The organism is Vibrio sp. 10N.286.49.E11, from assembly GCF_041469505.1.
Taxonomy (GTDB): domain Bacteria; phylum Pseudomonadota; class Gammaproteobacteria; order Enterobacterales; family Vibrionaceae; genus Vibrio; species Vibrio crassostreae_C.
The window spans coordinates 1-22,379 of sequence record NZ_JBFRKQ010000039.1; the positions used below are offsets into that span (position 1 = coordinate 1).

General features: G+C 43.6%; 21 protein-coding genes. 8 read left to right on the forward strand and 13 right to left on the reverse strand.

The annotated features are described in order from the left end of the window. Window positions 1-73 precede the first annotated feature (73 nt). Window positions 74-1,426 (reverse strand): molecular chaperone, encoded by a 1,353-nt coding sequence (yegD, locus tag AB4167_RS08580; protein WP_017064846.1) that lies wholly within the window; start codon window positions 1,424-1,426, stop codon window positions 74-76. Between the two features lie 159 nt (window positions 1,427-1,585). Between yegD and AB4167_RS08585 the strand changes: the two genes are divergently transcribed. After that, window positions 1,586-1,894 carry a DUF1289 domain-containing protein gene (locus AB4167_RS08585; RefSeq protein ID WP_080582242.1) on the forward strand — a complete coding sequence of 103 codons (309 nt, stop codon included), beginning with the start codon at window positions 1,586-1,588 and terminating at the stop codon, window positions 1,892-1,894. Between the two features lie 134 nt (window positions 1,895-2,028). Here AB4167_RS08585 and AB4167_RS08590 read toward each other — a convergent pair whose 3' ends face one another. Then, complete coding sequence (locus tag AB4167_RS08590; RefSeq protein WP_136982707.1) at window positions 2,029-2,379, reverse strand: HopJ type III effector protein; 351 nt, start codon at window positions 2,377-2,379, stop codon at window positions 2,029-2,031. Between the two features lie 194 nt (window positions 2,380-2,573). On the opposite strand from AB4167_RS08590, the gene AB4167_RS08595 reads away from it, so the two are divergent. After that, window positions 2,574-3,233 carry a PilZ domain-containing protein gene (locus AB4167_RS08595; protein ID WP_102332012.1) on the forward strand — a complete coding sequence of 220 codons (660 nt, stop codon included), beginning with the start codon at window positions 2,574-2,576 and terminating at the stop codon, window positions 3,231-3,233. Between the two features lie 59 nt (window positions 3,234-3,292). Here the strand turns inward: AB4167_RS08595 and luxQ are convergent, their stop codons facing one another. From luxQ to AB4167_RS08620, 5 genes are all read right to left on the reverse strand, one after another. Continuing rightward, entirely contained in the window at window positions 3,293-5,866 is a 2,574-nt protein-coding gene (gene luxQ, locus AB4167_RS08600; RefSeq protein ID WP_372136402.1) for a quorum-sensing autoinducer 2 sensor kinase/phosphatase LuxQ, read from the reverse strand. Next, entirely contained in the window at window positions 5,866-6,960 is a 1,095-nt protein-coding gene (locus AB4167_RS08605; RefSeq protein ID WP_017064849.1) for an autoinducer 2-binding periplasmic protein LuxP, read from the reverse strand. The genes luxQ and AB4167_RS08605 overlap by 1 nt, the downstream gene beginning before the upstream one ends. A 308-nt stretch (window positions 6,961-7,268) precedes the next feature. Next, complete coding sequence (locus tag AB4167_RS08610) at window positions 7,269-7,583, reverse strand: GIY-YIG nuclease family protein (protein ID WP_372136403.1); 315 nt, start codon at window positions 7,581-7,583, stop codon at window positions 7,269-7,271. Further along, window positions 7,584-8,240: a YceH family protein gene (locus tag AB4167_RS08615; protein WP_372136404.1), complete on the reverse strand. Its 657-nt coding sequence runs from the start codon at window positions 8,238-8,240 to the stop codon at window positions 7,584-7,586. Between the two features lie 56 nt (window positions 8,241-8,296). Beyond that, a complete protein-coding gene (locus AB4167_RS08620) occupies window positions 8,297-8,497 on the reverse strand; it encodes a hypothetical protein (RefSeq protein WP_017061770.1) in 201 nt (66 codons plus the stop codon). A 195-nt stretch (window positions 8,498-8,692) separates the two neighbouring features. Between AB4167_RS08620 and AB4167_RS08625 the strand changes: the two genes are divergently transcribed. The 3 genes from AB4167_RS08625 to AB4167_RS08635 all read left to right on the forward strand — a co-directional run bounded on the left by AB4167_RS08625 (window position 8,693) and on the right by AB4167_RS08635 (window position 10,235). After that, a complete protein-coding gene (locus AB4167_RS08625; RefSeq protein WP_004742367.1) occupies window positions 8,693-9,007 on the forward strand; it encodes a DUF496 family protein in 315 nt (104 codons plus the stop codon). A gap of 198 nt (window positions 9,008-9,205) precedes the next feature. Continuing rightward, window positions 9,206-9,832: a D-Ala-D-Ala carboxypeptidase family metallohydrolase gene (locus AB4167_RS08630; RefSeq protein ID WP_372136405.1), complete on the forward strand. Its 627-nt coding sequence runs from the start codon at window positions 9,206-9,208 to the stop codon at window positions 9,830-9,832. Between the two features lie 166 nt (window positions 9,833-9,998). Beyond that, on the forward strand, window positions 9,999-10,235 hold the full coding sequence (locus AB4167_RS08635; protein WP_017061772.1) for a hypothetical protein: 237 nt from the start codon (window positions 9,999-10,001) through the stop codon (window positions 10,233-10,235). 31 nt (window positions 10,236-10,266) lie between these two features. Here the strand turns inward: AB4167_RS08635 and AB4167_RS08640 are convergent, their stop codons facing one another. Next, a complete protein-coding gene (locus tag AB4167_RS08640) occupies window positions 10,267-12,831 on the reverse strand; it encodes an ATP-binding protein (RefSeq protein WP_017068648.1) in 2,565 nt (854 codons plus the stop codon). A gap of 893 nt (window positions 12,832-13,724) precedes the next feature. Here AB4167_RS08640 and AB4167_RS08645 point away from each other — a divergent pair. Beyond that, window positions 13,725-15,161 carry a glyceraldehyde-3-phosphate dehydrogenase gene (locus AB4167_RS08645; RefSeq protein WP_017061774.1) on the forward strand — a complete coding sequence of 479 codons (1,437 nt, stop codon included), beginning with the start codon at window positions 13,725-13,727 and terminating at the stop codon, window positions 15,159-15,161. A 239-nt stretch (window positions 15,162-15,400) separates the two neighbouring features. On the opposite strand, the gene AB4167_RS08650 is transcribed toward AB4167_RS08645, so the two are convergent. Both AB4167_RS08650 and hcp read right to left on the reverse strand, forming a co-directional pair. Next, entirely contained in the window at window positions 15,401-16,456 is a 1,056-nt protein-coding gene (locus AB4167_RS08650) for a hybrid-cluster NAD(P)-dependent oxidoreductase (RefSeq protein ID WP_102397947.1), read from the reverse strand. A gap of 119 nt (window positions 16,457-16,575) precedes the next feature. After that, window positions 16,576-18,237 carry a hydroxylamine reductase gene (hcp, locus tag AB4167_RS08655; RefSeq protein WP_102397948.1) on the reverse strand — a complete coding sequence of 554 codons (1,662 nt, stop codon included), beginning with the start codon at window positions 18,235-18,237 and terminating at the stop codon, window positions 16,576-16,578. 273 nt (window positions 18,238-18,510) lie between these two features. On the opposite strand from hcp, the gene AB4167_RS08660 reads away from it, so the two are divergent. Then, entirely contained in the window at window positions 18,511-18,741 is a 231-nt protein-coding gene (locus AB4167_RS08660; protein ID WP_017061777.1) for a hypothetical protein, read from the forward strand. Between the two features lie 53 nt (window positions 18,742-18,794). Next, the gene (locus AB4167_RS08665; protein ID WP_017061778.1) at window positions 18,795-19,958 is read left to right on the forward strand and encodes a carboxylesterase; all 1,164 of its coding nucleotides are present in this window, start codon (window positions 18,795-18,797) and stop codon (window positions 19,956-19,958) included. Window positions 19,959-20,062: 104 nt separating this feature from the next. On the opposite strand, the gene AB4167_RS08670 is transcribed toward AB4167_RS08665, so the two are convergent. The 3 genes from AB4167_RS08670 to AB4167_RS08680 form a co-directional block, all read right to left on the reverse strand. Next, window positions 20,063-20,677, reverse strand: a complete 615-nt coding sequence (locus tag AB4167_RS08670) for a LysE family translocator (RefSeq protein ID WP_017061779.1) — start codon at window positions 20,675-20,677, stop codon at window positions 20,063-20,065. Window positions 20,678-20,804: 127 nt separating this feature from the next. Continuing rightward, a complete protein-coding gene (locus AB4167_RS08675; RefSeq protein ID WP_017061780.1) occupies window positions 20,805-21,725 on the reverse strand; it encodes a LysR family transcriptional regulator in 921 nt (306 codons plus the stop codon). Next, a complete protein-coding gene (locus tag AB4167_RS08680) occupies window positions 21,719-22,180 on the reverse strand; it encodes an Lrp/AsnC family transcriptional regulator (RefSeq protein ID WP_017061781.1) in 462 nt (153 codons plus the stop codon). Before AB4167_RS08680 ends, AB4167_RS08675 begins: the two co-directional genes overlap by 7 nt. Between the last annotated feature and the right edge of the window lie 199 nt (window positions 22,181-22,379).

Sequence of the window (22,379 nt, forward strand, 5' to 3'; positions counted from 1 at the left end):
GCCATGCTCGGCGCACCAAAAAAAGGGCAACCAATCAGCGACTGGTTGCCCTTCATAACTCATCATTGAACTCTTATTTGAAGCAAACCTCAGCCCAACGAGCTAAACCTGCAGTTACTGAACCGAAGTAATTACCACTCACAATCGGTACATTCGGCACAGCTTGTTGTACGGCTTCACGAAGTATCGGTGAACGAGCGGAACCACCCGTCATGTAGATTACGTCTGGCTTTTTCTGGCCTTGTTGAATCGCTTCTTTAACCAACTCAATCATCTTAGACTTTGGTGTTTCAATCGCTTCAACCATCTGTTCGACTGAGATATCTACCTCGACCAGTTCAGAGGCAACATTAATCGCAGCACGATATTGAGGGGATTCTGCCAGCGCAATCTTGGCCTCTTCCGCTCTACGCACAATACCGTAACCCAAAGTGTCGTGATAAACCTTCATCAAACGTTCTAGCTTTTGAGGCTCTGACGCTTCTTTACGAAGTAATTTTAATGCCGCTAGGTTTTCTCTTGAATAGAAGTTCTTTTGAGCTTCAACATTATTAATCGCAATTGGGTTCCAGAATTGAGTCAGTGGCATATCAATACCCGAAATGCCTTTGCTGCCCATACCAAAAGGTGACATCAGTTGTTTGAATGCAAGATAGATATCGAGGTCATTCCCCCCTACCCTTTGCCCACTGTGTGCCAACAAGCTCTGGGTACGATCCGCTTTACCAGACCACGTTGGTCCCATTTCTAATAATGAGCAATCGGTGGTACCACCGCCAATATCAACAACCAATACTGTTTGGTTTTCAGTTAATGTGCTTTCGTAATCAAGGCCTGCGGCTACGGGCTCAAATTGAAAAGCGATATCAAGGAAACCGGCACGCTTAGCTGCGCGAGACAGTATGTCTTCAGCTTGTCTGTTCGCCTCTTCACCACCTCGACCGTGGAAGTTAATTGGTCGGCCGATAACAGCTTGCTTGATCTGCTCTTGAGTCGTGAGTTCGGCTTGATTCTTGATATTTGCCATCATGGCGCACACTAAATCTTCGAAAAAGCTCACCTGCACATCATGCAGTCCACTCGCGCCAAGGAAAGATTTAGGGGACTTAACATAATAAACATCGCGAGGGTCTTCTAAATATAAGTCCAACGCAGCCTGACCAAATGCCATGTCTTCTGGCACTAAGTCGATACTCTCTTCTCTGTTCAGAGCGATCGCACGTCGTAACACTTGCTCACCGATCGCATCACTCGGCTTGATATTCAAGTGGCGGAATAGATGTTCAGAAACACTCTCACGAGTAGGCGCAAACACGGTTGAGGGAATATAGTGGTTGTTACCTTCGAGCGGTAACAGGCTTGGCTCTCCATTAACCATCGCCGCGACAGAACAGTTCGCTGTTCCATAATCAAATCCAATAAACATAATATCCCCCACTCAACAAAAGGGGCGAGATGCTACATGAAAAGCCTAAAAATTACGAGGTCATTTCTAAATTTAACTGAGTAATTTCTTAGCTTAACGGCTCTTCAAGAAGAAACAAATATGCTACATTTCAGCCCAAATGAATCACAGGTTAGAGAAATGAAAACACCTTGCCGAGCGGCTTGTAAAAATAATGGCGGAATGTGTAGTGGCTGCTTTCGAACAATGGATGAAATTATAGGTTGGAAAGGCTTATCTGAAGAAGAGCAAACGTCGGTTATGGATAATCTTAGTGGCGCGAGTTCGACTCACCAATGTCCACAGTGTAATGAGCCAGCTCAATGCGATATCAGTGCGGGCAAAGAGACGTGTTGGTGTTTTGAGTTAGAAAAACGAGATACTAGCGATATTCCAAAGGCTGGAGTTTGTATGTGTCGTAAGTGCTTGTCTGCCCTGCCCGTTCAGTAGTTTAGAGCCCATTTAGTAAGTTACTGGATAGCAAGTTACTAGCCAGTTCAACATAGACAAAAAAAGCGAGAGGTTGTTTTCTCGCTTCAAAATACTGAGATTAAATTTCGACCTAATCGTTACCTGGTTAGTGTCTACTTCACTTTTGCAACCAGCGCAGGCTGAGAAAACTGGATACCATTCCAGCCATGAACCATAAAGTTACGAATATTTTGATGGTCGCTGTTCTCAGGAAAACCTAGCACGTCGTTACGATAAAATTGACCAAAACAAGCAAGTGTTTGCTCTGCTGATAGGCTTTGTTCTAAACCAAAAGCAAAAATCTTACACGAACCATTATTCTGCCCTGCAGCGTTCACTACCTCACCATTGCGAAATTCGCGCTCAGAAAAATCATAGTAAGCTTCGATCACTTGCATTGTATCTTCAAATTGCACGGCCTCTGGGGTTTCAGCCAGAGTATTCAATAAGGTTTCCAGTTCCATTTACTATTTCTCCATCAAGTATATATCTGTCAGCAGTGTATCTTGTTTTACGACAAGAGTAAGCCGTTGTTTACTTGAGATAGCGATTCACTTTTTTGTTGTACGCTGCTAATTACTTCAATGAAACTAATGACATAGTTTTATCAGGGCGTTATATTATTTTATCAAACGATTAACATTGTTCAGTAACGAATATGCATAAAGATAAAAACTTAGAACTGTTCAGATACCTAAAGCCAGGTACAAAAACAGCAGGTGTATTGGAATTTGGCCCAGACGACTCAATCCAGATCAGTACACTTTATATCGGACACAAAGAAGATCAGTACCTCATCCTAGAGCTTACGCAAAAAGCGACAGAAGCACTGACGCTGAGAAAGCTCACAAACGTTGATATTATTGTTCGTGCGATTACCGACACCGAACTTGGACACATTGTCGCGTTCAAAACCAATGTACTGGCTCATATCACCTCTCCAGCACATCTAATCTTCCTTCGCCCACCCTCAAACTTTGCAACCAAGCCTATTCGTGAACACGAAAGGTATAAAGTACGTCTCAGCTGTGAAGTCACTTTTGATACCTTGTCGCTGGATGCCACACTAGTCGACTTTTCAGCGTCAGGGTGCGGTATCTATCTTACCCAGCAATCAGATATTGATGTCGGCTGGAAGATAAAAGTCAATTCTGACTTAAATGAGTACTTAGATGACGATCTTGTCTACAAGGTGGTAAGTAAGAAAAGGCAAAGACAAGGCCGGTTGCTAGGTATCCAATTCCCTGAACACCTAGATATGAGTGATGAGTTGAAAACGCTGCTATTGGAACAAGCCTTTGTCGCTGGCTCGATATAAAGGCAGAAAATTAGTTACTTCTCTTCAACAGACTCCATTAAAGAGCACTAAGTTAAAGCCTAGTGCTCTGTGTCATTCCAGTATGAGTTTTTGAAATGAACAAACGCTTGGTGGAGCGACTCTTCTTTAATCGGCTTTACAATCACGTAATTCGCCCCTGCGGCCATAAAGCTGTCTCTAGTTGACTCTTGAGCATCAGCGGTACACGCATAAATAGGGGCTGACACACCAATCTCACCTCTTAGCTGCTGAGTGGTTTCAACACCACCGAGATTAGGGAGTTGGTTATCCATCAAGATCAAGTCATAGGTAATCGTCTTAGCCATCTCAATCGCTTCTAAGCCATCTTTTGCCCAGGTGACGACCATGCCATATTTCTTACAGAAAGCCTGAGCAATAAAGGCGTTGGTGTGATTGTCTTCCACCAGCAACACATTCAAAGGTCGACTAAACAACGCCTCTGGCTCAACCTCAGCTTGTTGCTTAGCATCGACTAATAGCGGCTTGGCGTGTACGACTACAGGAATTTCTATCGTGAGCTCTGAGCCTTGACCTATCACGCTGCGGACTTGAATGTCCCCTTCCAGCATATCGACCAGATTTTTTACAATTGTAAGTCCTAAACCAGTGCCACCATATTCACGAGTGGTGGTCTCTTCGGCTTGAACAAAGGGTTCAAAAACAGCATCAATTTTGCTTTCATCAATACCAATGCCAGAATCTTTCACTCGAACGATCAAGCTGGCGTGATCGGAGTTAAAGATACTCTCGAGCTCAAAGCTGACGGAGATACCGCCTTGATGAGTGAATTTAAAAGCATTACTCAACAGATTAAACATGATCTGATTGAGGCGTACTTGGTCGGTATTGATTTCAATGTCATCAACCAAGTGATTCACAATGGTAAATTCGACGGATTTATCTTCACACAGCGGTCGATAGATGCTGTCTAAGGTATTAACTAACTCCCCTAAACGGAAGTCTTTCTTTTGAATATTAAACTGCCCTTGCTCAATCTTTGAGAAGTCCAAGATATCGTTAAGTACCGCCAGTAAATGTTCCGCACTATTACACAGTACATCCACCTGCTCGCGATTATCTTCATTGTGCATAGAGCGCTTGAGCAGCTGAGACACACCGAGAATACCGTTGAGCGGCGTGCGAATCTCATGACTCATCTTAGCTAAGAAGTCTGCTCGCACATTCGCAAGATGCTCAGCTTCTTCTCTTGCTCGATCAGCCTGTCTTTCCGCCTCGATTAGCTTAGTAATATCTTGCCCTTGTACCACCACTCCTGTGATGCCGTGTTCCACGCGAATAGCAGACATGTTCCAACGAAACACCTTTTCACCAATGGGTACGTTAATACCCGTCAGTTTAGAACCCCGAACCACCATTTGAATATTAGGCAGCATTCGCTGCTCAAACTCTTGGGCAATTGGACCATAATTGTCATCAGCATCGAACAACGCCATGCGAGCGGCGGGGTTCATCTGAATCAAATCGCCTTTTTCAGACCAAACTAAGATAGGCGAATGAGCAAAGTTAAAGAGATCTTGGAATTTTTGATTCTGTTCAGATAAGCGCTCAAAGGTGTCTTCAAGAGTACAACCAATATGATGAAATTCGAAAATGTTAGAGCCATCGAACTTGTTGTACTCTTCGCTAGCACTTGCCGAACGAGTAAAGTCCATTAGCTTATCAAGCTCGGCTGAGACTCTCTTTTGAATCCAAGTTCGAGCAAAAAAAGACATCAATATGATCACCACAATCACCACGATGATCGCACGCTGATAATTCTCTTCTAACGCAATGAAATTATTATTTTTTTGAACAACTCGAATGATTAAAGGAGTTTCAACAGCATTAATCTTAATGGTTGCGATGGTAACGAAATGACGCGGCAACTGTTCGTACATTTGGTAATTGAGGATGTCAGTAATGGTGTAGCTTTCATCACCACTGAATGTCGATGTCACCGGTGTACCGTGCGCTTCAATCACGATATTTTCGCTATTACTGCCCTGTTGGATTGACTCAGCCAAAGAGAAGTTGTTGTCAAGCACAATGGCGATATAGAGTTGACCAAGGACTTCCCCAGTAGCGTTATCAACAATAGGGGTACGGCGAGCCAACAAGTGACGCTTACCTATATCTGTCCTCAGTTTAATAAAATGCCAATTACTGCTGAACGAAACCTCATCAGAAATATGCTTTAAGTTGGACTCATCCAAACCATAAAATTGACTGTTGCCGTCTTCCCAAGCCAAACCATCGTGGGTTGAGACAAAGCGTAAATCTGGTGCATGATCCGGTTCACGTTGGTCAACACCAAAGAAAAAGTAGCTCAGAGTCTCGTCATTACCCGTATCAAAGTACTCTCTGAGAGTTTCACTGTGTGAGCTACTGTCTTGATGGATTTGCAGCACCGACAAACGATAATCAAACATGTTTTGGATCAGGCTTGAGGTTTGCTGTACCGTTCGATTCGTCTCTTGCTGTACGATATTACTGCTGGTTTCATAATTATGAATAAGCACGCCAAGTGCCATCACGCCTATCACCAAAATAACGATACGCGTAATGAGTCTAGCTAAAGTGTTTCTAGGTGTACTGGCGTAACTTTTCTTCATTAGTGACCTGAGTACCTAAATGCTCGCTGTTTAAGTTCTGAAATACGTTCTGGGGAATCTTCCTTGGTGACAATTTCAAATTCACCAGAGTAAACGGTAGGCACTTCCAAACCGGCTAGATCCCACTTGATCGCCTCTGCCATTGCAATGCCTGTATCGTCGTTCATACGCATGACAGTAACATCTAGGTCGCCCCTTGCAATGGCTTCAAGTTCAGCAGAGCCGCCTCCCCAACCATTCACTAAGATGTCTTGGCCCGATTCACGAATCGCTTCCATTGCACCGAGAGCGACATCCGTTGAACATGCATAGATAAAGTCTAGATCCTTATCGTTCTCTATGCTGATTTTAGCCGCTTGGTAGCCACTGTCTTTGTTTGATTTTGTGTAAAACGAAGACTTAAGGGTAAAGTTGGTATCCGTATTCACTTCATGGATAAAAGTATCTCCACGCGCATCACTGATATAGCCTTGTGAGTAATACAAAACAGAATACTTACTGTCTGGCGGACTTACTTGTTTAAAATAGTCCGCCAGTTTTAAACTGCCTGTCGCATGGTCAAAACCCACATACATAAATGGCTGTCTATCTGCCCAAGCTCGCACTGGCGTCGTGATATTTTGAAGAATCAGTTTGGTGTCTGTAGAGGTCAACACGTGCTCGATAAACTTGCGGTGGCGCGTGGTATCTAGCGTGAAAATCAAATAATCCGTCTTGTTTTCAATCGCTTCTTGCAACGAAATACTCTGCTGCGCGAGATCGGCATTAATACGGGTAAATACTTGATTTATTTGGTAGCGGATCTTCAGCCTATCGAGACGCTTCTCAAAAGCTTGAATATTACGAACCCAGTAATCCGAGATCTGTTGGCCCGGATACACAACCGAGATCGTGATAGGTCGATCTTGAGGTCGCCTCAATGGCACAGGATGGTTTTGCACTGCTTCGACCATTTTATCGGTCAATATTTTTTGTTCTGGAAACTTGGAAAGATAATCTTGGTATTCCCAGTACCCATTGAGGACATGAGTACCATGGGAGAGAGCGGACGCAGAAAATACGGCAAGTCCAAACAACATCAGTAAACGTTTCATATTTTTCTCGTTTTATATGAGCTACTTTGGCTCATTTTTTAACCTAGCATGACACCATCTCTTTGTATGGCTAGTGGATATTATGTAGGACAACGATGATAAATGATAGCGCCGAACACTAATTAGAACGACATTCTAAATGAGCAATATGTTAATTTGGAATGGAGATTAAGAACAACGAGTTCAATGATGATTTAAGCCCATTCACAGCAAGAGTGATTACCGTTAAAATTCATAGACTTATATTGATTTATTATAGTCCCTTACATTATTAAGATTTAATCAATAACAAACATTTTAGCTATGAATTATGAGACTTCGATATATTGAATTCTGTCTTGTTGCCACTCAATAATTAGTTTGAGTGATACCAATTTTTCTTTGCGAGATTTTGGTAGTTGTTTGATCGCGTATTCGGTTTTCAACGCCTCACTTTTTGATCCAACACCAAAACTCCAAACTAGCTTAAGTGGGCCTTTACCTTTTAACGCTTTGGCACCTTTACCCGTTTGATGTTGTTCAAATCGACGTTCTAAATTACTCGTCACGCCACAATAAAGGGCATTGTGACGATTGCGGATTAAGTACACGACCCAATCCGCATTTTTATCAGACTCAGACATCTAAAGCAGTGATTCAACCAGAGCCTTAAGCTCTGCCACTTCTTCACGTAGGCTTGCGACTTCTGATTCAAGCTCTTCAAACTTTTCGCTCGTTGCAGAGGGTGCAGCCGTACTTACCGATGCCGTCGCAAACGCTTCAACATCCACTTCACCACTCAATAAGTGCTGGTAGCGTGATTCACGTTTACCCGCTTCACGTGGTAGCTTCACAACCAAGGCACCTGCTTCTCTTGCAGCGAGTTTGTCTAATGTTGCTTCTACTTCTTTCACATCACTAAAGTTTGCAAGGCGACCCGTTCGAGTACGAAGTTCACCGGGTGTTTGCGCACCGCGCAGTAACATACAGCAGATGATTGCACGCTCTTGCTCTGTAAATTGCAGATCGCCGAACTCAGTGTTGCAGAAACGATGCTGATACTTATTAACACGGCTATTGAAGCTGCTCTCATCACTCACCATGCGACGTCCGATTAAACCATCAACTGCATCTAAAACATCTGACTCAGAAAGAGAGAGAACAGGTTCACGGTTACTCTTTTGATTGCATGCCGTGGTTAAACTGTTCAGTGTCAGTGGGTAATGATCGGGAGTAGTGACTTCTTTCTCGATCAAACAACCGATAATTCTCGCTTCAATTGGGGAAAGTACTGTGTTCATCGTTTTTCCTTTTTATTATTTTGATAATTCCATCTCAACACCTAACAATGCAGTAACTAGTGTTCAGACAAAATTGGTACTCGTTTCTTTCTGCCCTGTTCATCAATCATTATGATCTTAGAACGGTTTAGCTCTATTTCCACGACTTCCAAATAAGTACGCTCTTGTACATACGCATCACGAAGCTTGTTTTGTTCTGCTGAAGATTCAGTGACATTCTCGTCCAATTCTTCGTTTTCCAATTGTTGTTGATTCATTTCACATTTCGTATCAATGCAGTATCTACATGGGATACTAACTTGAACGGTAAGATAAAAACAATCACACATCAGCGAGAGTGACGAATAATTAAACAACCTTACTTTTGCTTTGATCTAAAGACTGTTACATCATCAATTGATGTGCTTTAATCAGAAGCAGACAACGTATTTGACGAATAGGAAAAGGAATCTATGAGCAGCGTATTTGAAATTGTTAACCAAGCACGACGTAAGAACAAACTTAAGCGTGAACTTTTAGACAACGAAAAGAAAGTTCGTGACAACCGTAAGCGTGTCGACCTTCTTGATAACCTACTTGATTACATCAAGCCAGAGATGACCCACGACGAGATCCTAGGCATTATCAAAAATATGAAAGCTGACTACGAAGACCGTGTTGATGACCACATCATCAAGAGCGCTGAGATTTCTAAAGCTCGCCGTGACATCAGCCGTCGCATTCGTGAACTGACAGAAGAAGACAAGCAAATCCAAGGTAAGAAGTAATCTAACCTCGCTAATTTACTTGTAACAATGTTAGTAACCCACTCTTAGTAGTGGGTTTTTTTTTACCTAAACTCCAGCGTCTATACTTAAGCATCTAAACCTAACCGTCTAGGCTTAAGCGTACCTAAACAAAATGAATGAAACTCAACAACAGTATCAAACTAAATAACGAGTGTACACTAGCGATGGAGAGACTTTATGTACGGAAGTATTCTGATTACCTTGGCGTTATCAACGACACAACCTTACCCTGACAAATTTGAGAAACTTTATACCGAAGAAACCGAAATCACTTATGACGATCTCGTGGTCGATGTTCATGGCTACAAGGTTCCGACCCGATCAGCATTTCGAGGTTGGATGCTCCTCAATCACGCTCAAGACCAAGTGAGAGCAATCGGACAACAACTCAAGGACAATGGCGTTACTCAGAGCATGCCTCTGCATCTCGTTCTATTGCAAGGGACGGATTGGGCAATGAGTAATACAACCTTGTTTACCCTCCCAAATAAGAAACATGTGCCAAACATGATCAATACCCTGAAGTACATACAACAATATATTGAGCCTGAAATCGGTGTTGTTATACCAGTATCTGGAGAGCGAACCGATATCTACAATCAACAAGCTGGTGGTGCACTGCGAAGTAAGCACTTAGAGTTTTGTGCCTTAGACCTAGTGCCTGCAAATGACATTACTCGCGAAGATCTACACGTGAAACTTAAAAAGATTCATTCGGAATTCGGGCAAAAAAATAATGTTGGGCTTGGTTTATATTCAGGTGTTCGATTCCACATCGATACTTGTGGGTTTAGACAATGGTAAAGAAACACGATCAAGTCATAAAGACCTGCAATTCGCACGTGTCACTTAGACTCTAAAAACAAGCGAAATTACATAAGATTATGATTTTAAATGTAAATTAAAACTGGAACGCTAACTGATATTAATAACAAGTATCATAATTATTAATAGCAATTAGGAATTCAATATGAAGACGATGACTCAACGCTTTCAAACTCTGCTTTCTGTTTCAAACTTCAGTCTAGCTATCACAACCTTGCTTATGCTTCTCAGTATTATTGTTGCTTATCCAATGGCCGATCACTTCTCACTGCCAATTCAAATCGTCGCCCACATCAGCACCATCTTAGTCGCAGCCTTGCTGAACATCAGCTATGTCGGTCGTTGCCTTGCACAATACAACCTTGGATTGGAAGTTCGTTAAGTAGCGCCGCGCTAGCCTTGATACGGGAGCCCTAGACAATATCAAGGCTACTGAAAAGATCGTACAGCTGGTGAGATTTATAGGGTTTAGGTAAGTAGGCGTTCATACCGGCTTCAAAACAATCTTTGATGTCTTCTTCTAGAACACTGGCGGTTAAAGCTATGATGGGTAATGGTGTGACTTGTTGATCGGCTTCCCACTGACGTATCGCACGAGTCGCCGTTATGCCATCCATAACAGGCATCATGCAGTCCATTAAGACTGCATCAAACTGAGCACCCTGGGTGATGACATCCACCGCTTCTTGGCCATTACTGGCAATCAAATATTCATAACCCGCTTGCTCAAGGAAGAAGCTCGCTATTTTTTGATTCATCAGATTGTCTTCAACGATCAAAATGCGTCGATTCAGAGAGCGAACTTCTTCATCTTTTGCTTCCACTTGAGGCGTTTGCTCTTCGCCCACATCGAGAGATTGTAAGCTGGTTAAGAAACGTCGGCCCAAGAATGGCAAGGTATGAGTCGAGTGGACCGTTTCTCTGATTAGGTTGGTTTTAAATAGGTGATGCTGACAAACGATGACGCGAGCAAGAGGATATATCACCTTCAACGTCGCAAGATCTTTTTCCATAGAGTGGTGCAAGGTATGACAATAAAGTATGAAGTCACTTTCTTTTACACTTTCACTAAGGGCAGCAATGGATGACACCACATTGGCTCGAACATTCAAACGCTCACACTCTTTAACGAGCTGATCGAGGTAATTGAAAGAGTTCGAGATGATGGTCGCTCGGCTCAGGTTATCGAAAGTTTGAACAGGCGCTTCTACAACATCGACATACAAACAAAAAGTGAATGTCGAGCCCTCTCCTTTCACTGAACGCGCGGTAATGTAACCACCCATCAAATCAACAAGCTGTCGACAAATCGCAAGCCCTAACCCCGTACCGCCAAATTGACGGGTAATGCTGCCATCTTCTTGAGTGAAAGGTTCAAATATGGACTCTAACTTCTCGGGCTCAATCCCAATCCCGGTATCAGACACGCTGCATTCAAGCTTGCCCCTGCCCATAGACATAGGTGTATAAGCAATGTCAGTTGTAATTGTGCCCTTAGACGTAAATTTGATGGCATTAGAAAGCAGATTGGTCAGCACCTGTCTCACGCGGTACTCATCGAAAAACAGTTGTGACGGCGTTTGATAATCGATATTGATGTCGAGCTCAATATCCTTACTTATCGCTTTAGACTGAATCACACTCACAGAGTCATAAACCGCTTCTCGCAAATCAGCATTGTGTCGTGACAACATCAAGTTACCCGACTCGATTTTAGACAGGTCGAGTATGTCATTCAGCAGCACCAGTAAAGAGTGAGAGGACGATTCGATATCCCCCAGTACTTCTTGTTGATTTGGGCTCAGTTGGCTTTGAGATAAGATCTCAGCCATGCCAATGATCCCGTTAAGTGGTGTGCGTATTTCATGTGACATATTTGCTAAGAATGCGCTTTTGGCTTTGTTAGCCGAAATCGCGTCTTCTTTTGCTGTTATCAACTCTTTGTTGTGCAGATAGTTGCGTTCCATCACTCGATTTAGGGTTTCAGTGAACTCGGCAAGCTCATCGTTCCCTTGGATACGAATCACCTTTGGCTGGCCGTAGCTATCAGCGCATTCCGACACACCTTTCAAGATAATCGACAGGTTTCTGTTTAAGCGCAGAGATGTCGCAACCCCAAGCCACATCAAAACACCAGAAGCGATGAGTATAAGCAACGTCATGACCAAGGTTTGGCTTTTCTGCAACGCGATATTCTTGGTCAGTTCAAACTGTATTTGATTGGTGTAAGCGCCAATCGCGTTTGAAATAGCCCGTTTTTTAACCTCTAAGCTTTTCAAGTGTTGATATATTTCGGGTGATGAAAAGTCCCCTTTGAGGATTCGAGATATAAATTTGTCTTGAAAATCATCTTTGGCGACCGCGTTTAGCAGTTGCCTAATTTCAGGTGAACGAGTATCAGAGCGGAAAAATGTATCAAGCAACTGTTGCTGCCTCTCTAGCGCACCTACATAGCTCAATAAATATTGATTTCTTAGCTCGGGCGAGCGATACAAACTGAAGCTTAACCACGCTTCTCTCTGAGTCCAAAACACATAATGCGTAAGATTGATAAACATCGCTTCCGCTTGACCAATATTGCCATCGACTAAAGCCATGCGATATTCGGACAGCTCCATCAGCACGTCTTTTAACAAGTCGAAAGCGCGCTCTGTCAATTTTCTGCTGTCTGTCGTTTCAGGTGTACTAGCTAGGATCATCAACAACTTTTTCAATTCAGCTAACTGAGGGTCAATACTCCAATTGCTGTCGAACCGTTGAAGTCGCATTCCATACTGAGTCAGTCTATCCAGTTCTGATTGCAGTGTTAAAAGCAACTGACCTTTCTCAGGGGAATCATTAGACAGCACCAACCATCGATAAGCATCACTTGAAACCGTATTAAAAAATTGAAGCGCTTCGACCTTAATACGCGTTGTTTCAAGGTGATTCATCTTCTCATCGTTCTTAAGCACTTCATTCACTGTAAACCCGAACATAATGAGTACAGAAACCGTGGAAAGAAAAATAAGACGCCATCTAATTGACATATTTATCATTTTTATAACGACTCCCTTCCCGAAAGTAATTTACCTAGCCCAAATTAAGAATAGGACATTAACAGGGGGTTATTGATCAAATTGGATATGAACAAATGATACTCTGAGCCCAGAACGAAAAATTAAAGCCAACTGGTATCCAGAAAAGTGCTTTAAAGCGGAAAGGCGTGCTTTTATTAAGACTGGTTTAAACAAGCGAGGTTTCAGTGAGCAAAAGGTAAACAAAAGACGTTTTCTCCAGTTATTATCACCGGCATAACAAGTACACATCCACATTCTGCGGCTCAACTAGACTGTGAATAATGACTCTGCGTGCTAACAAAGTGGATAGTTAGGTTAAAATTGTGACATCCAATCGTTTGCGTGATGCACTTTTCACACTCAAGCTAGGCTTATTCAAAGGTCGAACATCAATACTCGTTAATTCCCTTATTTATCGTTTACTGTTTACGTGTAACTTGAGTTAACGATCACACCTTTAATGTTCAATATAACCTGTATTACATATTATCCTTTGAATTGAGTATTTTTTGACGAAAAATAAGTGCTACAGATTGTTAAAGTCAATAGTCTTTATCTACGTTCAAATCTTGATTTATGGCTAATATAAAGCCAATTTACAGATATTTTGTCTGCATTTATTTTTCCTAGCAGAATAACCCGTCGCACCTTACAATCCTGCCACATAAAAATTACAAGTTACACACAAGGTATATCAGCACATTTAAGTGGCAATAGAGACCACAGACTGATGCCTCAAATCCCCTATGCTGATTGGCTTCCCTACAACCGCCATGAATGCAGAAACTTAACGTGAAAGGTCCCGAGTAAAGATGAGTCCCGAAAAGCACCTCCTAGATTGGCAAACTAGTCAAACCATTGCTGAATCCATCGCTCCAACTTTAGGTCAGTTATACCGTCAAAAAGGCGTAGAAGTTATCCTCTTTGGTAAGACCTTAGTTAACGCGACAACTATCGACATCATCAAAGCTCACCGCATCGCAAAACGTTACACTGGTTCTCCTCTTACAGCAGAACAGACTCAACCTATCATTCAACACCTTCTCTCTATGGACTTATCTCCATGTCGTATTGATGTTGGTCGCCTTGCGCATTCATTCTGGCAAGATCGCGAACACACACATGGGTTGGATGATTTCCTACAAACTGCACTTATCGAATCGCTTGAAGGCGATGCAATGACAGAACCTCGTGACGTTGTATTGTACGGTTTTGGTCGTATTGGCCGACTGCTAACTCGTCTGTTGATCGAGAAAAGTGGCCCGGGGTACCCACTGCGTTTACGTGCAATCGTTGTACGCGGCGGCAAAGATGGCGACCTAGAAAAACGTGCAAGCCTGCTTCGTCGTGACTCTGTACACGGCCAATTCAACGGCAGCATTGTTGTAGACCAAGAACGCAAAGCGATCATCGTTAACGGTAACTTCATCCAAGTTATCTACGCAAACAAACCAGAAGAAGTGGATTACACGGCTTACGGTGTTGAAAATGCACTTGTGGTTGATAACACAGGCGTATGGCGTGACGCGGAAGGCCTGAGCCAACACGTTGCGTGTAACGGTGCGAAGAAAGTGCTACTGACTGCACCTGGTAAAGGCGACATCAAGAACGTGGTATTTGGTGTGAATGAAAATGTTATTCAGCCAGAAGACACCATCATCTCTGCAGCAAGCTGTACTACTAACGCAATCACGCCAGTATTGAAAGCGGTTCACGACAAGTTTGGCGTGCTGTCTGGTCACATCGAAACGGTGCACTCATTTACCAATGATCAAAACCTAATCGATAACTTCCACTCGGGTGATCGTCGTGGTCGTGCTGCATCATTGAACATGGTACTGACATCGACTGGCGCTGCTAAAGCAGTATCAAAAGCGATGCCGGAAATGGAAGGTAAGCTAACAGGTAATGCGATTCGCGTTCCTACGCCAAACGTTTCAATGGCAGTTGCGAACCTAAACCTTGAGAAAGGCACAAACAAAGAAGAGTTGAACGAGTACCTGCGTGAAATGGCGCTGTCTTCTGCTTTGTCTGCACAAATTGATTACACAGACTCGACTGAGATTGTATCTACCGACTTGGTTGGCTCTCGTCACCCAGGTGTGGTTGACGGTGTGGCGACTATCGCACAAGACAACCGTGCCGTGCTGTACATTTGGTACGATAACGAGTTTGGCTACAGCTGCCAAGTTGTTCACTGTATGGAACAGATGATGGGTGTACGCTACAAGACATACCCTGAAGTTTAATCAACTTCGCTCTTGTAGATACGTCCAGCGCAACAAGCTCCACAACATAATAACTATATCTGCGAAGTCTGTATGGGCTTCGCAACCCCTTTTGTTTTACTCCCCCGTATAAACAAGAGGGTTGCCACTTAGATCTGCTCTCTCTAACTGATCTAGGTGGCCTTTTTACATCTAGCGCCCTAACTTTTATCGCTATGACAAGACCTTGTCTTCATCACCCTTGCACAGCTTCACGTCTGTTATAACTCAACCTCAACATCTGACTGAATCGAGCTTGAACATGCAAGCACGTACCCCTGCTCAATCTGTTCTGGCGTCAATGTCTCTTGGCTGCTTGATTCCACTGACCCTTTGGTCACTTTGCATTTACACGAGCCACAAATCCCGCTGCGACAAGCGATGATAATTGGAACGCCTGCTTTTTCTAATGAATCCGCCAATGGTGTACCAGTTTCCGCTTCAACTTCAGCTCCGAACGCTGGCACAAATACCTTAACAGCACTATTCGTATCGTCAGCAACTTCGGCTTTTGACGCTTCTGATTGAGCATTCTGAGTAGCAGGAGTGAAGCTTTCTTGATAGAAGTTATCCATGTTGAACTCAAGTTCTTTCAGATAACTTTCAATGTCTTGCATGAAGCCTACAGGCCCACACAGGTAAACCGTTCTATCTAAGATATCTGGGCTCAGTTTCACTAACCAGTTTTTATCTAAACGACCTTGAGGAGCCGTTGTTCCTTCGTTGTCTTTTAGCAGCAGTTTTAAGTTGAAATTCGCATGTAATTCATCGAGCTGATGAAGTTCTTGAAAGTAGATAGTCTCAAGCTTGTTGCGTGCCATGTGGACGAAATCAATCTCGATGTCACTGTCTTGAGACAGCCAATACTTGACCATCGCCATTACTGGTGTGATACCACAGCCTGCACTCACTAGCGTTACTTTCTTTGTCGCCGTTGGTATACAATCAATACAGTTAAACGCGCCTGCCGGCTTCAACACTGAAACCTCATCACCTTCATCAAGCTCATCAACAATAAAGTTCGAAACCAAGCCACCTTCCACACGCTTGACCGTCAACTTCAGACGGTTATCTTCCGGGCAAGAAGCCACTGAATAAGCACGGTAATCCGTTTTTGTCGGCATATCTAAACCCAGAGTAATAAATTGCCCTGGCTTAAAATTAAAATGTAAGTCTTGTGGAAGGCTGCCAAGCTCAAAGCTGACCGTATCTGGCGTCTCATGCCATTTCTTTAAACACACTAAATTGATTGAATCGCTATCCGACCATGCATACATAGTTCGTGTACCTTGCTAATGACTAGATGATTAAATGACTAAGGATTTAAATCGAAAAGCCCCGCCGTTGTCTGTTTTTGAAAAACGTCACAACAACGGGGCTTAGGAGTTGGCTTAGATTAAGCCGCTAAGATTGTTTTAAGATCTTCCTCTGGCGTTGAGATAGAACGCATATCGAACTCGTCTTGAATAATCTTTAGTAGGTTTTCTGTTAGGAACGCTGGCGCTGTTGGGCCTGTGTAGATGCCTTTCACACCAAGAGCAAACAGAGTAAGCAGGATAACGATCGCTTTTTGCTCGAACCAAGAAAGAACAAGTGTTAGAGGCAGTTCGTTGATGCCACAGTCAAACTCTTTAGACAGTGCTAAAGCAAGCTGAATAGCAGAGTAAGCATCGTTACATTGACCAACATCTAACAGACGTGGGATACCGTTAATATCGCCAAATTGGTTCTTATTAAAACGGAACTTACCACATGCCAAGGTCAGGATTACTGAATCTTCTGGTGCTTGAGCTGTGAAATCTGTGTAGTAACTACGCTCAGATTTGTCGCCGTCACAACCACCAACTAAGAAGAAGTGCTTAATGTTGCCTTCTTTCACTTGCTCAACAACCGCAGGCGCTGCTTCCATCAGTGCGTTACGACCAAAGCCAACAGTGATCATTTGCTCGATCTCGTCATGCTTGAAGCCTTCTTGTGCAAGAGCACAATCGATCACAGCGCTGAAATCGTCACCTTCAAGGTGAGCAACACCCGGCCAGCCAACGATGCTACGCGTAAATAGACGGTCAGCGTATGAGCCTACATCAGGGTTAAGCAAACAGTTAGATGTCATTACGATCGCACCTGGGAAGTTCGCAAATTCTTTTTGCTGGTTCTGCCAAGCGCTGCCGTAGTTACCCGCAAGGTGTGGGTACTTGTTTAGTTCAGGGTAGCCGTGTGCAGGTAGCATCTCACCGTTGGTGTAAACGTTAATGCCCTTGCCTTCCGTTTGTTGAAGGATCTTTTCTAGATCATGCAGGTCATGACCAGAAACAAGGATACAGTGACCTCGCTTCGTCTTCACATTCACGGTTGTTGGTTGAGGGTGACCGAAGGTATCTGTCTCGCCTTTATCCAACATTTCCATGACCTTGTAGTTCATTAAGCCGATCTGCATAGACGTATCTAACAGTTGTTTTAGGTCTGATGGATCTGTACCTAGGAACGCCATGATTTCATGGTATTCAGCGAAAATAGCATTATCAGTTTGACCAAGAACACGTGCGTGTTCCATGTAAGCTGCTGCACCTTTTAGACCGTATAGGCAAAGAAGGCGAAGACCAATCACATCTTCGTGTTGAGAGTCGTGACCACGGTTTACCGCCGCTTGAGGGGCAAGCGCCAATAGCTCTGAAGAGTCTGTTGGAAGGTCGAATTGAGCAGCAGCAGAAAGCGCTGGGATCTCAAAACCAATCAATGTCGCTGCCGCGCGAACCTGTTGCTCTAAACGCTGCTTGAATTCATGGGACTGTTGTGCGAATTCGATGATACGAGCAGGGTCGAAGTTAACGTTGGTTAGTGTTGCGAAAAACGCTTTTGGCGCCCACTCGTCGATTTCAGTATCAATAACATCACACGCACGGCCCAAATTGGCCCAAAAAGAAACACCTTGAAGAGAATGCACCAACACGTCTTGAAGGTCGGATACTTCCGAAGTTTTACCACACATACCTTGTGCGAAAGAACAGCCTTTTACGGTTGGGGTTTGAATTGTTTGTTCACATTGAATACAGAACATATAAGGGCTCCAGTAATTTTTATTAACTGTAAGTACTTTGCTTACAGTGACTTATTCCAACCCCTATAGAGCATCAAGCGTGCCAACTTTTAACATATTGATTTTATTAAACTTAGTTTTATTCCATGTTTTTAGTGCGTGATTATGACTACATATAAACTCCCTAACAGCACACATCCGTGTCATAGTGACTCTCAGAGATTTATTAACGGCGTTCATGTTTCGTTCAGAATAGAAGCGATAAAGTAACAACATAGAAAAAGAGGAATGAATATGAAAAATATATTAGTTACGATTGTTGCATTGTTTACTGGCCTTTTGGCGTTATTCACAAGCTTGATCCTTGCTATTCCTTTAGCTATTGCAGCTTTAATTACTGGCAAGCGCATTCAGAATCAAATGAAGAAACAAGGTTTCGCAGCTCATATGAACACTCGTCAGTCATCAACCAATGATGCCGGTGTTATTGAAGGTGAATACGAAGACCTTTCAAGCAAAAAGTAACCTAAACTTTAGTTTCAGACATAGTGAAAGCACAACAGAGACAAGATTACATAATGCAAAGAAAGCCCCTCCTAGCACTGCTGGCCTTAACGACTTTAAGTCTCGTTGGTTGTTCCAACGAGACACCGATACCCGCTTACGAAACATCTCCAGACTTGCCTAGCTATCAGCAAGACAGCTTTGATGCCTACGTCAATGACACACAAGATTGGTTATTGAAAAACCGCGTGTTCATGACGGAAGACAAGCAACTCGAGATCCAACTCAATTCACCAACCGAGTATCAACCAACCTCGCCAAACGGCAAGGCGGTATTATTGGTTCATGGATTAGGCGACTCACCTTACTCATTTAAAGACATCGCTACCCATTTGGCAGAGCAAGGTTACTTAGTGAGAACCGTATTACTTCCGGGTCACGGCAGTCGCGTGGGTGATTTAATGCAGCCGAGCCTAGAAGATTGGCAAGGTGTGGTGGCTCATCATACGAAGTTACTTGAGCAAGAGTATGATTCTGTTTGGCTAGGCGGCTATTCAACCGGCGCGAACCTCGTGACTTCACAGGCGATGAACGATCCAAAGATCTCTGGGTTACTGCTGTTCTCACCTGCGTTTCAACCGAGCTCGTCTGCCGTTCAATACGCGGGACTAGCAAGCTACTTTGTCACTTGGGCGGATCAAGATCCTGAAGACAATGTGTTGCGTTACAACTCGTTGCCAATGAATGGTGCATCGGTTTACTACGAGACATCAGAAGTCGTACGTGGTGACTTACAAGATAAACACTTCGATAAACCAGTTTTTATTATGATGAGTGAAGGCGACAGCGTGATTGACACCAACTACGTTCAGCAAGCCTTTACTGAATCTATGCCGAATCCAAACAATGTGTTGGTTTGGCAAGGAGAGACGACTCTCGAGGATCCTCGCGCTGTTCAGTACAGCATGAAGATCCCAGAGCAACGCATCTCGAACGGCTCTCACATGGGCTTACTGTTCTCACCAAACAACCCTTATTACGGAATCAATGGTAGCGAGAAGATTTGCTCCAATGGTCAGGCAGAAGGGTTTGAAGAACAATGCAATGCAACCAGTGAGGTTTGGTACTCAGCTTGGGGCTATCGTGAAGAAGGGAAGAACCATGCGCGTTTGACCTATAACCCCTACTTCTCAGACTCGATGGCGAAGCTAGATGCCGTACTGAACTCTGAAGGCTAATAAGCTCAAGTCTTCCAAAAGCTAATCCAGAGAAATCAAAAAGGCTCACTAGATAACGTCTAGTGAGCCTTTTTTAATGAGTTACTTATTCTTATCGTTTACTGCTATATCGTCCACACCACGCGAACAGCAAGCAGGATCAGCACCACGCCAGATAGTCGATCAATCAACTGAGCTTTCGAGCGAATACGTTCAACAATCAACGGGCTAGACAGTACCAAGGTGATAAAGGTGTACCAAAGGCCGTCGACAATCAGCGGCGTTGAGACAATAATCACTTGATTGGTCAGTTCATTACCTAGCGCTACAAATTGGCTAAACAGAGCGATGAAGAACAATGCGATCTTTGGGCTCAAGATAGAGATCAAGAAAGCCTCACGAGCAGACTGCATGTAACTCATCTTTTCACCCGCTTCTAATTTCGCGGCAACACCACCTTTCGAACGTAACGCATTAACGCCAAGATAAAGCAGATAAGCAGCCCCCGCTAAGCTAATACCTTTAAATAACATTGGGGATTGCTCAAGCACAACGGCTAAACCAACAATGGTTGCGAACGCATAAATACCGATACCAGCAGCGTGTGACCAAGCTGCGATAAGCCCGTTCATACGGCCACCAGCCAAACTGTGTTTAGCGATCATCGCCAAGCTTGGGCCCGGAGACATTGCACCCAACAAGCAAATCGCTAATAAAGAAAACCAAATTGTTACTGTCATCATTCCATTCCTAATAAAATAAAGCGTTCCAGCTGAACGCTCTACGCTTAATACTCAATACTTGGCACTTACCATAATTCGCAGGAGGTATTATTTGAAATCAAAGATTATCATCACACCTATGATTTCAAGTCATACTGATATTGTAACTCGACTTTTGCATGGCTTGGAATGCTTTTTCTCGCGCCCATTTGTGGGCAGAGTCGTTGTCATATTTAGGATGCCACATTAACCAATAGGTATGCATTTCCGTATCAAATGGCAACGAAAAGTAGGTAGTATCGAGGTGTCGACCTAGGTTATAGGCGATATGTTCTGGCACGATCATCAGATAGTCGTCTTGCAATAACACAGTACCAGCAGATGAAAAGAACGGAACCTGTAAAGCCACTCTTCGCTTCAGCCCTTGCTTCTTCAATGCTATGTCCGCGTAACTGTCTTTATCTCCACCACCCGTCACTTTGATGTGAGAGTAGTGAACAATATCTTCTGCACTCAAAACCGCTTGTTGAGCCAGCGGGTGCGACTTTCGCATCAAACACACCGACTTATCTTCACCAAGTTTGATACTTGAGACATGTTCTGGCTTTGTGGGAAACATACTGGAAGCCAAATGAATCCCAGACTCGTTCAGTGCTTCAAGGTAGTTTGGCTGCCACAATCGATAAGCCAAATTAATGTTCGGCGCTTCGGCGGACACCTCTGCAACAATAACAGGAAGAATATACTGAGCGACATAATCACTCGAAGACAACACCAATTCACCCTGCCAGTCTTGCGGCTCGAAGGGTTTATCATCTAACAGGTGGTCAAACTCGCCAAGCAGGTCGTCGAGTTTACCTTTGAGTAGCAATGCACGGTTGGTCGGCACCAGTTTGTTGCCGTCACGGACCAGCAAAGGGTCGCCACACAAATCACGTAACTGGCTGAGCTGACGGCTCACCGCGGATTGTGTGATATGCAAACGTTGGGCGGCACGGCTCACATGACACTCTTCAAGAAGTACATGCAGTGAACGCAGTAGGTTTAAGTTGATATTGCCTAACATGAGTGCACCGTCGCATTCTGTTTGTTGAAAAACTCGGTCAAAACCGTATGAGTCATTAAGTGGCGAAGATCCGGGTAACTTTGCAGCTGATCGCGAACTCGGTTCAAGCTCTCCATGCTTTCCACTTCCACGTACAACATCATATCTGTCTCACCGCTAATAGAGTGGCACCATTGCACCTCATCAATACTCTGGATTTGTTTCGCGTAAGACTCACAACTATGGTCACTACTCGACATGTCGAACTTCAACAAGATATAAGCGCACACATTCTTCGTTTGGTTGGGTTCTGCCACTTGAGCGCAGTAGCCCGTAATCACTTTGTCGCTTTCCAGTTTCTTGATTCTGGCGTTCACCGCTGAGCGCGAGAGGCTGACATCTCGGGCGATATCGCTCACTGAGCATCGTGCATTGGTTTTGAGAATATCCAAAATCTGGCGATCAAATTTATCCATGCTTCTGATTCTTTTCATTTATTGTTCTATTTATAACGCCTAATTTGACACAACTTTCCTACTTATAACAGCCATTCTGACAGCCGACACTTTCACTCTGAATCGGATTAATACCGTTAAAATGACGGTGTCTTACGACGTTTCGCTAGCTGTATTATTGATGTCAACAATGTATGCTCTCAATCATAACTTCTCACAC